Here is a 14,466-nt window from a genome sequence, read left to right as displayed (position 1 = left end):
CCGAGCACTCGGGCTGGCCTTTTGCATTGGCGCCGGCTGAACCTAGCGCACCGGCAACACCGGGCTGCCAAGGCGCTCCAGTAAGGTAGCCTGGGCACTGCGCGGGTTCTGGTTGCCGGTCGGCGTGTTGCGCACATAGCGCCCGTCGGACTGCAGGCTCCAGCTGTGGGTGTTATCGGTGAGATAACTCTCCAGCTCCTTCTTGACCCGCAGGATCAGCTTCTTGCCCTCCACCGGGAAGCAGGTCTCGACCCGTTTGTCGAGGTTGCGCTCCATCCAGTCGGCACTGGACAGGAACATCTGCTCCTCGCCGCCGTTGAGGAAGTAGAACACCCGGGTGTGCTCCAGGAAGCGGCCGATGATCGAGCGCACGTGGATGTTGTGCGACACCCCGGCGATCCCCGGACGCAGGCAGCACATGCCACGCACCACCAGGTCGATGCGCACGCCGGACTGGCTGGCCTTGTACAGCGCGCGGATGATCTTCGGATCGGTCAGCGAGTTGAACTTGGCGATGATGTGCGCCGGCTTGCCGTCCAGGGCGAACTGGGTCTCCCGGGCGATCATGTCGAGCATGCCCTTCTTCAGGGTGAACGGCGCATGCATGAGCTTCTTCATGCGCAGGGTCTTGCCCATGCCGATCAGCTGGCTGAACAGCTTGCCGACGTCCTCGCACAAGGCATCGTCGGAAGTCAGCAGGCTGTAGTCGGTATACAGGCGGGCGTTGGCCGCGTGGTAGTTACCCGTCCCCAGGTGCGCATAACGCACGATCTCGCCCTGCTCGCGCCGCAGGATCAGCATCATCTTGGCGTGGGTCTTGAAGCCCACCACGCCATAGATCACCACCGCGCCGGCCGCTTGCAGGCGGCTGGCCATCTGCAGGTTGGACTCCTCGTCGAAGCGCGCGCGCAGTTCGATCACCGCGGTGACCTCCTTGCCGTTGCGCGCCGCATCCACCAGGGCGTCGACGATCTCCGAGTTGGCCCCGGAGCGGTACAGGGTCTGGCGCACCGCCAGCACGTGGGGATCCTTGGCGGCCTGGCGCAGCAGGTCGATCACCGGGGTGAAGGACTCGAAGGGATGCAGCAGCAGGATGTCCTGCTTGCTGATGACGCTGAAGATGTTCTCGCTGTTCTGCAGCAGCTTGGGAATCTGCGGGGTGAACGGCGGGTGCTGCAGCTCCGGATGGCTGTCCAGGCCGGTGATGCTGAACAGGCGCGTGAGGTTCACCGGGCCATTGACCTGGTAGAGCTCGGTCTCGTGCAGGTTGAACTGCTTGAGCAGGTAGTCCGACAGGTGCTTGGGGCAGGTATCGGCCACTTCCAGGCGCACCGCGTCGCCGTAGCGGCGGGAGAACAGCTCGCCGCGCAGGGCACGGGCCAGGTCCTCGACGTCCTCGGAATCCAGTGCCAGGTCGGCGTTTCGAGTCAGGCGGAACTGATAGCAGCCTTTTACCTTCATGCCCTGGAACAGGTCATCGGCATGGGCATGGATCATCGACGACAGGAACACATAGTTGTCGCCAGGGCCGCCCACCTCTTCCGGTACCCGGATGATCCGCGGCAACAGGCGCGGGGCCGGGATGATCGCCAGGCCCGAGTCGCGGCCGAAGGCGTCGATGCCTTCCAGCTCGACGATGAAGTTCAGGCTCTTGTTCACCAGCAGCGGGAAGGGGTGCGTCGGGTCCAGGCCGATGGGGGTGATGATCGGCGCGATCTCGTCGCGAAAGTAGCGACGGACCCAGGTCTTGAGCTTGGCGGTCCAGTAGCGGCGGCGGATGAAGCGGATCTGGTGCTTCTCCAGCTCCGGCAACAGGATGTCGTTGAGGATCGCGTACTGGCGATCCACATGACCGTGCACCAGGTCGCTGATGCGTGCCAGCGCCTGGTGCGGTTGCAGGCCGTCGGCGCCAGCCTGCTCACGGGCGAAGGTGATCTGCTTCTTCAGGCCGGCGACCCGGATCTCGAAGAACTCGTCCAGGTTGCTGGAGAAGATCAGCAGGAACTTCAGGCGCTCCAGCAGTGGATAGGACTCGTCCAGCGCCTGCTCCAGCACGCGGATATTGAACTGCAGTTGCGACAGCTCGCGGTGGATGTACAAGCTGCTGTCGTCCAGGTTGGGGATGACGATGGCCGGCACCGGTTGCGCCTCGGTGGCCGGGGCCGCGGGAACGGGCTCCAGCTCCGGCGGGGTCTCGGCTACTTGCTCGACCACTGGCTGGGCTTCTTTTACGGCAACTTCTGTGAGTCCTTCGGTATTCATCGCGTGTTCCTGGGAGGGCTATTTTTGCTCTCGTAACAATTGAGCAGCACGAACGGCAAAGTAAGTCAGGATGCCATCGGCACCTGCACGTTTAAAAGCAGTCAGGGACTCGAGAACGACCCCCTCGGCCAACCACCCATTCTGGATCGCCGCCATGTGCATGGCGTACTCGCCGCTGACCTGGTAGACGAAGGTCGGCACCTTGAAGGCGTCCTTGACCCGCCAGAGGATGTCCAGGTAAGGCATCCCCGGCTTGACCATGACCATGTCCGCGCCTTCGGCCAGGTCCGCCGCCACTTCATGCAGGGCTTCCTCGGCATTGGCCGGGTCCATCTGGTACGAGGCCTTGTCGGCCTTGCCCAGGTTCAGCGCCGACCCCACCGCATCGCGGAAAGGCCCGTAGTAGGCGCTGGCGTACTTGGCCGAATAGGCCATGATCCGCACGTTGACATGGCCCGCCAGCTCCAGCGCTTCGCGGATCGCCTGGACGCGACCGTCCATCATGTCCGAGGGTGCCACCACCTGGGCGCCGGCTTCGGCGTGGGACAGGGCCTGGCGCACCAGGGCATCGACGGTGACGTCGTTCTGCACGTAGCCCTGCGCATCGAGAATGCCGTCCTGGCCGTGGGTGGTGAACGGGTCCAGGGCGACGTCGGTGATCACCCCGAGGTGTGGGAAGCGTTCGCGCAAGGCGCGGGTGGCACGCTGGGCGATGCCATTCGGGTTCCAGGCTTCGGCAGCGTCCAGGGACTTGAGTTCCCCGGGCGTCACCGGGAACAGGGCCAGGGCGGGAATCCCCAGCTCGACCCAGTGCGCCGCCTCTTCCAGCAGCAGGTCGACGCTCAGGCGCTCGACCCCGGGCATCGAGGCCACCGCCTCACGGCGATTCTCGCCGTCGAGCACGAACACCGGCAGGATCAGGTCGTCCACGCTCAAGCGATTCTCGCGCACCAGACGTCGGGAAAAATCATCGCGACGGTTACGCCGCAGACGAGTGGCCGGAAACAGGCGATTGGCGGGAGTAAAGCTCACGACGGACTCCATGGCCCGCGCTGGCGGGCGAGCGTGACAGTTATAAGCGGGCATTATGACGAACAGATGACGGTTATGCTCAAGCTGTTGACCGACAGCAACACACATTGTCATTGAGGGGAAATGTTCACGTCGAGACACATTTCGATACTTTCCCCAACGCCGTCGAAGGGGTAGGCTGCGCGTTCATTTCGCCAGCATCCAGACAATGCTCCAACAATTTCTTCAGGATTTCGGCTACTTCGCCCTCTTTCTCGGCACGTTCTTCGAAGGCGAGACCATTCTGGTTCTAGCCGGGTTTCTCGCGTTCCGTGGATACATGGATATCAACCTGGTGATGGTGGTTGCCTTCTTCGGCAGCTATGCCGGTGACCAGCTGTGGTACTTCCTGGGGCGCAAGCATGGCCGCAAGTTGCTGGCGCGCAGGCCGCGCTGGCAGATGATGGGCGATCGGGCCCTGGAGCACATTCGCAAGCACCCGGACATCTGGGTGTTGAGCTTCCGCTTCGTCTACGGCCTGCGCACCGTGATGCCGGTGGCCATTGGCCTGTCCGGCTATCCGCCAGGACGCTACCTGCTGCTCAACGGCATTGGCGCGGCGATCTGGGCCGTGGCCCTGGCGCAGGCAGCCTTCCACTTCGGCGCCGTCATGGAAGGCATGCTCGGCAGCATCAAGAAGTACGAGCTGTGGGTCCTGGGCGCCCTGCTGGTACTGGGCTTGTGCCTGTGGCTGCGGCGGCGTTTCAAGAATGCCCGCCTGGCCAAGCAGATCTACGAAGCCGAACAAGCCGGGCAGCACAACAAGCCGGCCGAGTAAGCGGCCCCTACGCGGCGTCCGGGCATGGGCGCCGCGATTCTCGACTCCTCTCGAACCACCCTATCCTCGAACGCCTGAACTCGCGCACCCAACGGTTTTCCAAGATTGCATGGCCGCAGCTCGACGCGCCCGGAAAAATCCCGGCCCGATCGTGATACCCCTCTGCGGCGACTGGTGACAAACTGCCGGACATTTAGCGCGATGACCCTGGAGAAACCCCATGAGCAAAAAAGTTGCAGTGATCCTTTCCGGTTGCGGAGTCTTCGACGGCGCCGAGATCCATGAAAGCGTGATCACCCTGCTGCGCCTCGACCAGCGTGGCGCCCAGGTGCAGTGTTTCGCACCGGACATCCCGCAGATGCACGTGCTCAACCACCTGACCGGGGACACCATGCCCGAGGCCCGCAACGTCCTGGTGGAATCGGCGCGCATCGCCCGCGGCGAGGTCAAGGACCTGCGCGAGGCCAAGGCCGAGGACTTCGACGCGCTGATCGTTCCCGGGGGCTTCGGCGCCGCCAAGAACCTCTCCAGCTTCGCCACTGAAGGTGCGGCTTGCTCGGTCCAGGCCGATGTCCTGGCCCTGGCCGAAGCCTTTGCCGAAGCCGGCAAGCCGGTGGGCCTGATGTGCATCGCCCCGGCCATGGCCGCGAAGATCTATGGCCCCGGCGTGACGTGCACCATCGGCAACGATGCCGACACCGCCGCCGCCCTGGGCAAGATGGGCGCCGAGCACGCCGAATGCGCGGTGGACGAGATCATCGAGGACAAGGCCCGCAAGCTGGTGACCACTCCGGCCTACATGCTGGCGCAGTCCATCAGCCAGGCCGCCGCCGGCATCAACAAGCTGGTGGACCGGGTACTGGAACTGACCCACGAAGGCCAGCAGTAACAACTACGCCAATGGCCGGGGAGCGCTTGCTCCCCCGCCGCATCAGCCCTGGCGCGCCAATCTGGTCAGGATCCGGTCCAGGGCATTGGCGAACGCCTGCTTCTCCCGATCGCCATAGGGCGCTTGCCCGCCGCTGACCTGGCCTTGCTCCCGCAGGTCGGTGAACAGGTTGCGTACCGCCAGGCGCTCGCCCATGTTCTGTGCATCGAACTCCTTGCCCCGTGGGTCGAGGGCCGCCACGCCCTTTTTCACCAGCCGGTCGGCCAAGGGCACGTCGCTGCAGATCACCAGCTCGCCAGGCACCGCGTGCTCCACCAGGTAGTCGTCCGCGGCATCCGGGCCACTGGGCACCACGATGAGCTTGACGCAGGCGAACGGCGGCTTGATCTGCGGCTGCCCTGCTACCAGCAGCACCTCGAACTGGCGCTTGAGGGCAAAGCGCACCACTTGCTCCTTGGCCGCCTTGGGACAAGCGTCGGCATCGATCCAGACACGCATCGAATCTTCTCCTTACACAATGCAAAACGGGCAAGCCGCTGTAGGAGCGACTTGCCCGCGAGGGCCAGGCCTCGGTTCAGGAAGCCTGCAGGCGGCGCTTCTCGCTCATCCGGCTGCGGCTGTAGAGCACCGCGATCGCCACGATCGCCACGACCTGGGCCCCCAGCGAGTAGGCGTCGGCATGAATGCCCAGCCAGTCGAAGTCGAAGAACGGCACCGGCCGGGTACCGAAGATCCCCGCTTCTTGCAGCGCCTTCACGCCATGGCCGGCGAAGACCACCGACAAGGCACACAGCAATGCGGCGTTGATGCTGAAGAACAGCGCCAGGGGCAGCTTGGCCGAACCCCGCAGGATCACCCAGGCCAGGCCCACCAGCAGCACCAGGGCGGTGCCGCCACCGGCCAGCACCGCGTTGTGCCCAGCTGGGCCGGCCTGCAGCCACAGGGTCTCGTAGAACAGGATCACTTCGAACAGCTCGCGGTAGACCGAGAAGAACGCCAGCACCGCGAACCCGAAGCGACCGCCACCGCCCACCAGGCTGCTCTTGATGTAGTCCTGCCAGGCCGCCGCGTGCCGGCGGTCGTGCATCCATACCCCGAGCCACAGCACCATCACGCTGGCGAACAGCGCCGTGGCGCCTTCCAACAACTCCCGCTGGGAACCGCTGACATCGATCACATAGGCCGCCAGGGCCCAGGTTCCCAGGCCGGCCAGCAGGGCCAGGCCCCAGCCGGCGTTGACGCTACGCACCGCCGACTGCTGGCCGGTGTTGCGCAGGAAGGCGAGGATCGCCGCCAGTACCAGGATGGCCTCCAGGCCCTCGCGCAGCAGGATCAGCAAGCCGGAGATGAAGCTCAGGGACCAGCTCAGGCTGTCGCCGCCCAGCAGCCCCGCGGACTCCTTGAGCTTGGCCTTGGCTGCGTCCAGGCGTTGCTCGGCCTGTTCCACCGCCAGCCCATCCTGCAGCGACTGACGGTAGGCCATCAGGGCTTTCTCGGTATCCTTGCGCACGGCGGCGTCGACGTTGTCCAGGGAGCTTTCCACCAGCTCGAAGCCTTCCAGGTACGCTGCCACCGAAAGATCGTAGGCCTGCTCACGATCGCCGTTGCGATAGGCCGCGAGGCTCTTGTCCAGGGTCGAGGCGGTGTAGTCCAGCAGTTGCCCCGGGCCGCGCTTGACCTGCGGTGGCTGGGCCCGCTGGGCCCGGAAAGTCGCCGCGGCCTGTGGTCCCTGGGCGGCCAGGACCTCGCCCGGGGTCTGCCGGGCCAGATCGGCCAGGTTGAAACCTTGTTCACTCTTGGCCGCAGCCGGGTCGGCGCTGAAACCGGTGATATAGGTCGCCAAGTCCCAACGCTGGCGATCATCCAGCTGATCGGCGAAAGACGGCATGTCGGTGCCTTCCACCCCCAGCCCCAGGGTGTTGTAGATGGCGTACAGGCTCAGGCGATCCAGGCGCTCGGTATCCCGCAGGTTGGCCGGCGGCGGCGTCATGCCCAGGCTCGCCGGGCCGTCACCGGCCCCTTGCTGGCCGTGGCATACCGAACAGTGCTGGGCGTACAACGGCGCGCCACGGGAAGGATCCGGGGTGATGACCGGGGCCTGGCTGACCTCGTAGGCCACCGCCAGCCGGGCGCCCATCTGCCGCGCCAGATGGGCGACCTGGTTGCCCTCCACACGGTCGGCGACCGCCTTGCGCAGGCTGGTGATGCCCTGCTCCAGCTCGGCCTTCTCCGGCTTGGCCGGCAAGTCGGCGATCAACCCCTGCAAGACCCCGAGAAACTCCACCTGCTCACGGTACTCGGCATCATCGATGACCTTGCCGTCCGCCACCGTGGCCGGATAGTCCGCGCCGATGTAGTCCAGCAAATGCAAGGCCTTGGGCGCGCCATCGACGGTATCGGCCAGGAGGTTGGAGCTGCAGAACACCAGTACCGGCAGTACCAGCAGCGCCAGTAAACGGGAAGGGGCAGTCATGAATGATTCTCAAAGGGAAATACGAAGTAACATATTGTTCCCTTCCAATCAGTTTCACTCAAGGTTTATTGGCCCCCTGAAACATCTTCAGTCCACGAGCACTAGCCCTGCGGTTGCTCCATTGCTGTTTCTTGCACCGCATCCTGGCCAGGCCGACGGCACCGACACGGGTTTTCACCGGGTTAACGCAAGCTGTCGGCATCTACCGCCGACCAAGCGCTTGAGCATTGGCAATACCGCGCCTTAACTATCGCGATTCGCTATTTAAAAATATTTTTAATGAGGCCTTGGCAGGTGCGCAGCTTTCCTGCCAGGAGGGCGTCCAACCCGAGCGGCAGCCAGGCTATTTCACTCAAGGAAGAAGAACTCCCCATGGGATCCCGTGCCCTCACCACGGTTGCGCTCGGCGCAATCACTCCGCTTGCCGGCTGATCGGTCTTTCGCAGCCACGATAGCGAGCTCCAGGAAACCAACCAGCCGCTGCGCGCCGATGATCCTGCGCCGAGCTGAAAAAGCGTCCTTCGGGTTAATGCCGGTCAGTTGAGCAAATGGTAGGAGCGAGGCTTGCCCGCGATGGACGTCAGAGCGCTGCGTTCATCCCGTAAACACGCGCTACCATCGCAAGCAATCGAGCGTCGACCGGCTGCTCCTACAGGGGATCACCTCGACTAACGGACTGGCGACCTTCAGGTCGCCTTTTTATCGCCGGGACAACTAGACCGCAGCCTTGCGGATGGTCGCCAGCAAGCCCGCCGCGCCCAGGAACAAACCGGCGAAGGTACGGTTCATGCGTCGCTGCTGGACCGGGGTGCGCAACAGGCGCAAGACCTTGGAAGCCAGCCCGGTGTAGCCGGCCATGACGATCAGGTCGACGACGATCATGGTGGCGCCGAGGATCAGGTACTGCTTGAGCAAGGGAGCGTGGGGATCGATGAACTGCGGCAATACCGCCAACATGAACACCAGCGCCTTGGGGTTGCTGATGTTCACCAGGAACCCGCGGAACACCAGGGCCAGGGGCTTGCCGATCGGCCGCAGGGCTGCGTCGTCGCTAAGATCGCTGGGCATGGAGCGCCATTGCTTGACCGCCAGGTACACCAGGTAGGCCACGCCGAACCACTTGATGGCATAGAAGGCCGTGGCGGAAGCCGCCAGGATCGCACCGACGCCCGCCGCGACGATGGCGATCTGCAGGGCCAGGCCCAGTTGCAGTCCCAGGGCGTTCCAGTAACCACGCCAGAAGCCGTATTGCAGGCCACAGGACATCGACGCGATCGCGCCGGCTCCCGGAGAAAGACTGATTACCCAGCTGGCGGCGAAGAACGCCAGCCATGTCTCAAGCACCATCGCACACCTCGGATCGAATTGGACGTGACTGCCTAAGCTAATCCTCCGATCCGCGGCTGGCCATGTTTTTTTATCGGGCAGTGATGCGGGCCTGGCCGCCGCAAACGGCGACAAGCACCGCAGGAGTTCGGTCAAGGGCCACGCCTGGTGCGCGGCCGCTCGCAGCGTCTACAGCGAACGGGATATTGCCGGCTATGTCTCGTCGAGCCCCACGGGCAGTACATCAGTGCCACGCCAACGACGCACCGAGCGCTGGAAGAACAGGCTGTTGGGCACCTGTACCATGGCGCTGCCGGTACCGGCCTCCTCAGGTTCGATCAGGGTGGTGTAGAGCAGGTTGATGGCCACCACCCGGCCCTTGATTCCCGGCTTGTCGAGGGTATCCACCAGCTCCACCACATCGCCCAGGCGAAACGGGCCGACGGTGAAGATCAGGATCGCGCACAGCAGGTTGGAGAGCACGCTCCACATGGCGAAGAACGCCACGGCCGCCACGGCGACGAAACCGGACAGGGCGGTCCACAACACCGTGGCCGAGACGCCCAGGCGCTCCAGCACGAAGATCACCGCGCTGCCCATGATCAGCCAACGCAGCCCCCCACGCAGGGGCATCAGCAACTGCGGCGGGAATGGATAGCGCTGGCCCAGGCGGGTCAGGCCACGGGCCACGAAACGCTGGGCCAGGTAGCCCGCCAGGAGGATCAGCAGGATCTGCACACCAAGCCACAACGGGCCGATCCACTGCGCCGGCAACGGCAGTTGCAGGGTCTCCATCAGGACAACGCCTCCAGCTCCGCCTGCATGCTTTCCAACAATTCCAGGGCTTCCATCCAGGCTTCTTCCAGCTCGGATTCGCGGGTCTTGAGCTTGGCTTGCTCGGCCAGCAGATCGCGCAGCTCATCCTTGCGGGCCGCCTCATACAACTCGCTGTCGCCAAGGCTGGCCTCGATCTGCGCCAAGCGAACATGGACCTTGCCCAGCTCCGCCTCGAGCTTCTCGGCCTCGCGCTTGTGCGGTGCCAGTTGCTGGCGCAGGGCCGCGGCGGCCTGGCGCTGGGCCTTCTTGTCGGTCTTGTCGGCGTTCACCGGCACACTGCTGGCCGGCGCGCTGCGCAGGCGGTAGTCCACCAGCCAACGGGCGTAGTCATCCAGGTCGCCGTCGAACTCCTCGACCTTGCCGTCGGCCACCAGCAGGAAGTTGTCGGTGGTGCTCTTGAGCAGGTGGCGATCGTGGGAGACCACCAGTACCGCACCGCTGAACTCTTGCAGGGCCATGGTCAGGGCCAGGCGCATCTCCAGGTCCAGGTGGTTGGTCGGTTCGTCGAGCAGCAGCAGGTTGGGCCGATCCCAGGCGATCAGCGCCAGGGCCAGGCGGGCCTTTTCGCCACCGGAGAAATTCAGCACCGGTTCGTCGACACGTTCGCCACGGAAATCGAAGCCACCGAGGAAGTCGCGCAGGGTCTGCTCGCGCTCGGTGGGCGCCAGGCGCTGCAGGTGCAGCAGCGGGCTGGCCTTGGAATCCAGGGAGTCCAGCTGGTGCTGGGCGAAGTAGCCGACCACCGTGTTCTCGCCGCGGGTCAGGCGCCCGGCCAGCGGCGCCAGCTCGCCGGAAAGGTTCTTGATCAGGGTCGACTTGCCAGCACCATTGGGGCCCAGCAGGCCGATCCGCGCTCCCGGAGTGAGCTGCAGCTTGACCTTCTCCAGCACCGTCTTGTCGCCATAGCCCAGGCGCGCCTCGGACAGGTCGAGCAGTGGGCTGGAGATCTTCTGCGACTCACGGAACACGAAGTCGAAAGGCGAATCGACGTGGGCCGCCGACAGCTCTTCCATGCGCTCCAGGGCCTTGATCCGGCTCTGGGCCTGGCGGGCCTTGGTGGCCTGGGCCTTGAAGCGGGCGATGTACTTCTCCATGTGCGCACGCTGCGCCTGCTGCTTCTCGTAGGCTTGCTGCTGCTGGGCCAGGCGCTCGGCCCGGGCACGCTCGAAGGCACTGTAGCCACCGCGATAGAGGGTGAGCTTGCGCTGCTCGACATGGGCCACATGGTCGACCACGGCGTCGAGGAAATCACGGTCGTGGGAGATCAGTAGCAAGGTACCGGGGTAGCCCTTGAGCCAGTCTTCCAGCCAGAGGATCGCGTCCAGGTCCAGGTGGTTGGTGGGCTCGTCGAGCAGCAACAGATCCGATGGGCACATCAGGGCCTGGGCCAGGTTCAGGCGCATCCGCCAGCCCCCGGAGAAGTCACCGACCTGGCGATCCATCTGTTCGTTGGTGAACCCCAGCCCGGCCAGCAGCTTGCGCGCCCGGGCATCGGCGGTATAGCCATCGGCGCTGTCGAGCTCGGCGTGCAGGCGGGCCTGGGCGGCACCATCCTGGGCGGCCTCGGCGGCGGCCAGGTCGCGCTGCACCTCGCGCAGGCGCAGGTCGCCATCGAGCACATAGTCCACGGCCAGGCGCTCGAGGGTATCGACCTCCTGGCGCATGTGGGCGATGCGCCAGTCTGCGGGCAGGAAGCAGTCACCCGAATCCGGATGCAGCTCACCGCGCAGCAAGGCGAACAGGCTGGATTTGCCGGCACCGTTGGCACCGATCAAGCCGGCTTTCTGGCCGGCGTGCAGGGTCAGCTCGGCGTCTTCTAGCAGACGTTGCGGACCACGCTGTAAAGTCAGGTTCTGAAGTCGAATCATAATGGCGGCGGAGTCTACCAGCTTCGCTCGCAACTGGCGCGAGTAGCACTATGTCCTCGGACCTGTGGAGTTTTTCCCTCAAGACCTATGCCCTGCCCGGCGTCCAGGAAGCCTGCCTGCGCTTGCAGGACGGCGGCGCCGATGTCTGCCTGCTGCTCTGCGGTGCCTGGCTTGGCTGGCGCGGCGTGAAGTGCGATGGCCAGCGCCTGGCTCGCCTCATGGAGCTGGCCGGGCCATGGCAACAAGACGTGGTTGGACCGCTGCGGGCGTTGCGCATCGACTGGCGCGCGGCGGCTACCACGGATTCCGACCTGGGCATGCTGCGCGAGCAGCTCAAGTCCCTGGAACTGGAAGCCGAACGCCGGTTGCTGTTGCGCCTACAGGAGCAGGTACGGGAATGGCCCGCAGCCCAGGCCGAGAGCCTGGACGATTGGCTGGAAGGACTGGCGGCCGGAGCCGCCGACCGCGGCGCATTGCAGGTGCTGCGCGCCGCGGTGGCTAGCGCTTAGGAAGCGCTGGAGGGGGTGCTGGCGGCCGGAGTCGCTGGAGCGGCGACCGGGGTGTTTGTCGCGGCGGGAGCCGGCGCAGCCGCTGGAGTTGGAGCTGCCGCTGCTGGCTTGGCGGCCGGTGCAGCAGGTTTGGCCGCGGCGGGTTTGGCGACGGCAGGCTTGGTAGCTGGCTTGGCCGCAGCAGGTTTGGCGGCTGGCTTCTTCGCTGCGGGTTTGGCCGCAGGTTTGGCGGCAGCAGGCTTGGCTGCCGAAGATGCCGCTGGTTTGGCCGCGGCCTTCACTGGCGCCTTGGCCGCAGCTGGCTTGGCGGCTGGCTTGGCTGCAGCTGGCTTGGCAGCGGCGGTCTTGGCAGGTGCTGGCTTGGCCGCAGGTTTGGCAGCAGGCTTGACGGCTGGTTTCGCGGCAGCCTTGGCCGCCGGTTTAGCGGTTGCCTTGGCGGCGACAGGCTTGGCTGCTGGTTTCGCTGCAGGTTTGGCTGCGGCAGTCTTGGCCGGCGCTGGTTTGGCAGCGGCTTTTGCCGCCGGCTTGGCGGCGGGTTTCGCAGCAGCCTTGGCAGCCGGCTTGGCTGCTGGTTTCGCGGCGGCCTTGGCGGCAGGTTTAGCCGCTGGCTTGGTGGCCGGCTTTTTCGCGGCAACCATTACTGGCTTGGCATCACGAGTGCTCAGCGCCTTGGCGGCGGCTTCCTTCACCTTGCCAACGCCCTGGGCCAGCTTCAGGCTTTCCTGGGCATCGCGTTTGAGTTGCAGGATGTAGCTACGGGTTTGTGCCTGGCGCTCTTTCAGTGCGTCCAGCAACTCTTCGAGTTCTTGCGCCGCGGCCTTGGCCTTGGCTTGTGCCTTGGCTTTGCCAGCTGCAGCGGCGTCCTGCAGTTTGGTGCGCGACTTGTGCAGTTTTTCCTGGGCCTTGCCGCGTTGTTTTTCCAGCTTGGCGAGCAGTTTTTCAGCATCAGCCAGGGCTTGGGAACAAGCGTTTTCCAAGTGTTCGAGCAAGCTGCCCGACAGCTGTTGGAGCAAGTGCAACGGAGTATTTACAGGCTTCTTATTGGCCGACATGGTTTACCTCCTGGCTGACGTGAGTTGCGGCTCATACTAGACCTCTGCTGTTACTGCCGCTAGGCCATGTTGACAGTATCGAAAGCCCCGCGTTGCAGCCGATAGAAAATGTTCTGCGCCGCCCTGGACGTTGCCCACCAACGAGGGCCTCGTCGCTGGCATAATCCACCGCTACTCAGGCCGGAGAGTGTCCATGTCGCGTTACCTGCTTTTGTCCTTGAGCCTGTTCTTGCCGCTGGCCCACGCCACCGCCGAACCGCCGCCCGACGACGCCCACGATCTTGCCTACAGCCTTGGTGCGAGCCTCGGCGAACGGCTGCGCGATGAAGTTCCGGACCTGCAGATCCAGGCCCTGGTGGATGGCTTGAAAGCCGCGTACCGCGGCAAGCCGCTGGCGCTCAAGAGCGAGCGCATCGAGCAGATCCTCGCCCAGCACGACGCGCAGATCAGCGAGCAATCGGCCAAGTCGCAGATCGAAGCCGCACTGGAAAACGAACGACGCTTTCTCGACGAGGAAAAGGCCAAGCCGGGGGCCCGCCAACTGGCGGACGGCATCCTGCTCACCGAGCTGGCTCCCGGCAATGGTACAAAACCCAACCCCAACGGCTCGGTCCAGGTGCGCTACACCGGCCGCCTGCCCGATGGCAACGTGTTCGACGAAGCCCGGCAGCCACAGTGGTTCCGCCTGGACAGCGTGATCGCTGGCTGGCGCAGCGCCCTGGCGCAAATGCCTACCGGCGCCCGCTGGCGCCTGGTGATTCCATCCAGCCAGGCCTATGGCACCGAAGGCGCCGGCGACCTGATCGCGCCCTATACACCCCTGGTATTCGAGATCGAGTTGCTGGCGGTCGCCGACTGAAACCCGGAAACGAAAACGGCACGCCTTGGCGTGCCGTTTCATGTACCACCGGACCGACTCTCAGGCCTGGGCCACCGTCTCCTGCTTGTGAGCGTTGTGCAGCACTTCGATCAGGCAATCTTCAAGCTCGAAGCGCTCGTGCAGCAGGCCACCCAGCTCCTTGAACTTTTGCGCCACGCACTGTCCGGCGTCGCACAGGTCGTTGAACGCCAGGAGTTTCTCGGTGATCACGTCGATGCGCGGGTAGAGGGTGTCGGCCAGCTCGAGACCGCGCTTGTCGCCAAAGGCCTTGGCTTCGCTGGTCAGCTGTTCGTAGATCTCAAAATGACCGGCGGAGACATAATCCACCAGGATTCCACAGAACTCTTGCAGGGGTTTCTTGCTCTTGCTCAGCGCCTCGGGTTCGGCGCCCAGCACATCATAGGCTCGAACCAGTTCATGACGCGCCTGCAACCAGCGGTCGATCAACAGGTGAACTCCACCCCAGCGTTCCTGAGCATTCTGACAACTTTCGAGCATGGTGATCTCTCTTCCCTCAAGGG

At 64.7% G+C, this 14,466-nt stretch carries 13 protein-coding genes; 4 read left to right on the top strand and 9 right to left on the bottom strand.

Annotated features, from left to right (window positions below; genetic code table 11):
- Positions 1-42: 42 nt before the first annotated feature.
- Positions 43-2,262, bottom strand: coding sequence for a polyphosphate kinase 1 (ppk1, locus tag H7A76_RS01815; RefSeq protein WP_185696943.1), 2,220 nt, complete (start codon positions 2,260-2,262; stop codon positions 43-45).
- 18 nt (positions 2,263-2,280) lie between these two features.
- On the bottom strand, positions 2,281-3,294 hold the full coding sequence (gene hemB, locus H7A76_RS01810) for a porphobilinogen synthase (protein ID WP_185696942.1): 1,014 nt from the start codon (positions 3,292-3,294) through the stop codon (positions 2,281-2,283).
- A gap of 208 nt (positions 3,295-3,502) precedes the next feature.
- Between hemB and H7A76_RS01805 the strand changes: the two genes are divergently transcribed.
- Positions 3,503-4,111 (top strand): DedA family protein, encoded by a 609-nt coding sequence (locus tag H7A76_RS01805; protein ID WP_185696941.1) that lies wholly within the window; start codon positions 3,503-3,505, stop codon positions 4,109-4,111.
- Positions 4,112-4,331: 220 nt separating this feature from the next.
- The gene (gene elbB, locus H7A76_RS01800) at positions 4,332-5,000 is read left to right on the top strand and encodes an isoprenoid biosynthesis glyoxalase ElbB (RefSeq protein ID WP_185696940.1); all 669 of its coding nucleotides are present in this window, start codon (positions 4,332-4,334) and stop codon (positions 4,998-5,000) included.
- 42 nt (positions 5,001-5,042) lie between these two features.
- Here the strand turns inward: elbB and H7A76_RS01795 are convergent, their stop codons facing one another.
- From H7A76_RS01795 to H7A76_RS01775, 5 genes are all read right to left on the bottom strand, one after another.
- Complete coding sequence (locus H7A76_RS01795; RefSeq protein WP_022641771.1) at positions 5,043-5,498, bottom strand: YaiI/YqxD family protein; 456 nt, start codon at positions 5,496-5,498, stop codon at positions 5,043-5,045.
- 76 nt (positions 5,499-5,574) lie between these two features.
- Complete coding sequence (locus tag H7A76_RS01790; protein WP_185696939.1) at positions 5,575-7,473, bottom strand: FTR1 family protein; 1,899 nt, start codon at positions 7,471-7,473, stop codon at positions 5,575-5,577.
- A gap of 714 nt (positions 7,474-8,187) precedes the next feature.
- Positions 8,188-8,820: a LysE family transporter gene (locus tag H7A76_RS01785; RefSeq protein WP_185696938.1), complete on the bottom strand. Its 633-nt coding sequence runs from the start codon at positions 8,818-8,820 to the stop codon at positions 8,188-8,190.
- Between the two features lie 192 nt (positions 8,821-9,012).
- Entirely contained in the window at positions 9,013-9,594 is a 582-nt protein-coding gene (locus H7A76_RS01780; protein WP_022641777.1) for a mechanosensitive ion channel family protein, read from the bottom strand.
- A complete protein-coding gene (locus H7A76_RS01775) occupies positions 9,594-11,504 on the bottom strand; it encodes an ATP-binding cassette domain-containing protein (RefSeq protein ID WP_185696937.1) in 1,911 nt (636 codons plus the stop codon). The genes H7A76_RS01780 and H7A76_RS01775 overlap by 1 nt, the downstream gene beginning before the upstream one ends.
- Positions 11,505-11,554: 50 nt before the next feature.
- On the opposite strand from H7A76_RS01775, the gene H7A76_RS01770 reads away from it, so the two are divergent.
- Entirely contained in the window at positions 11,555-12,013 is a 459-nt protein-coding gene (locus tag H7A76_RS01770) for a TIGR02444 family protein (protein ID WP_185696936.1), read from the top strand.
- On the opposite strand, the gene H7A76_RS01765 is transcribed toward H7A76_RS01770, so the two are convergent.
- Entirely contained in the window at positions 12,010-13,065 is a 1,056-nt protein-coding gene (locus H7A76_RS01765; RefSeq protein ID WP_185696935.1) for an AlgP family protein, read from the bottom strand. The two genes, H7A76_RS01770 and H7A76_RS01765, sit on opposite strands and share 4 nt — an antisense overlap.
- A 193-nt stretch (positions 13,066-13,258) precedes the next feature.
- Here H7A76_RS01765 and H7A76_RS01760 point away from each other — a divergent pair, with 193 nt between their 5' ends.
- The gene (locus tag H7A76_RS01760; RefSeq protein WP_185696934.1) at positions 13,259-13,924 is read left to right on the top strand and encodes an FKBP-type peptidyl-prolyl cis-trans isomerase; all 666 of its coding nucleotides are present in this window, start codon (positions 13,259-13,261) and stop codon (positions 13,922-13,924) included.
- Between the two features lie 60 nt (positions 13,925-13,984).
- Here H7A76_RS01760 and H7A76_RS01755 read toward each other — a convergent pair whose 3' ends face one another.
- Complete coding sequence (locus H7A76_RS01755; protein WP_022641784.1) at positions 13,985-14,443, bottom strand: Rsd/AlgQ family anti-sigma factor; 459 nt, start codon at positions 14,441-14,443, stop codon at positions 13,985-13,987.
- Positions 14,444-14,466 lie beyond the last annotated feature (23 nt).

The sequence above is a fragment of the Pseudomonas sp. MSSRFD41 genome, from assembly GCF_014230245.1.
GTDB lineage: Bacteria > Pseudomonadota > Gammaproteobacteria > Pseudomonadales > Pseudomonadaceae > Aquipseudomonas > Aquipseudomonas piscis.
Note: the sequence above shows the minus strand (reverse complement) of the source record. Positions and strands in the feature narration are given on the sequence as shown.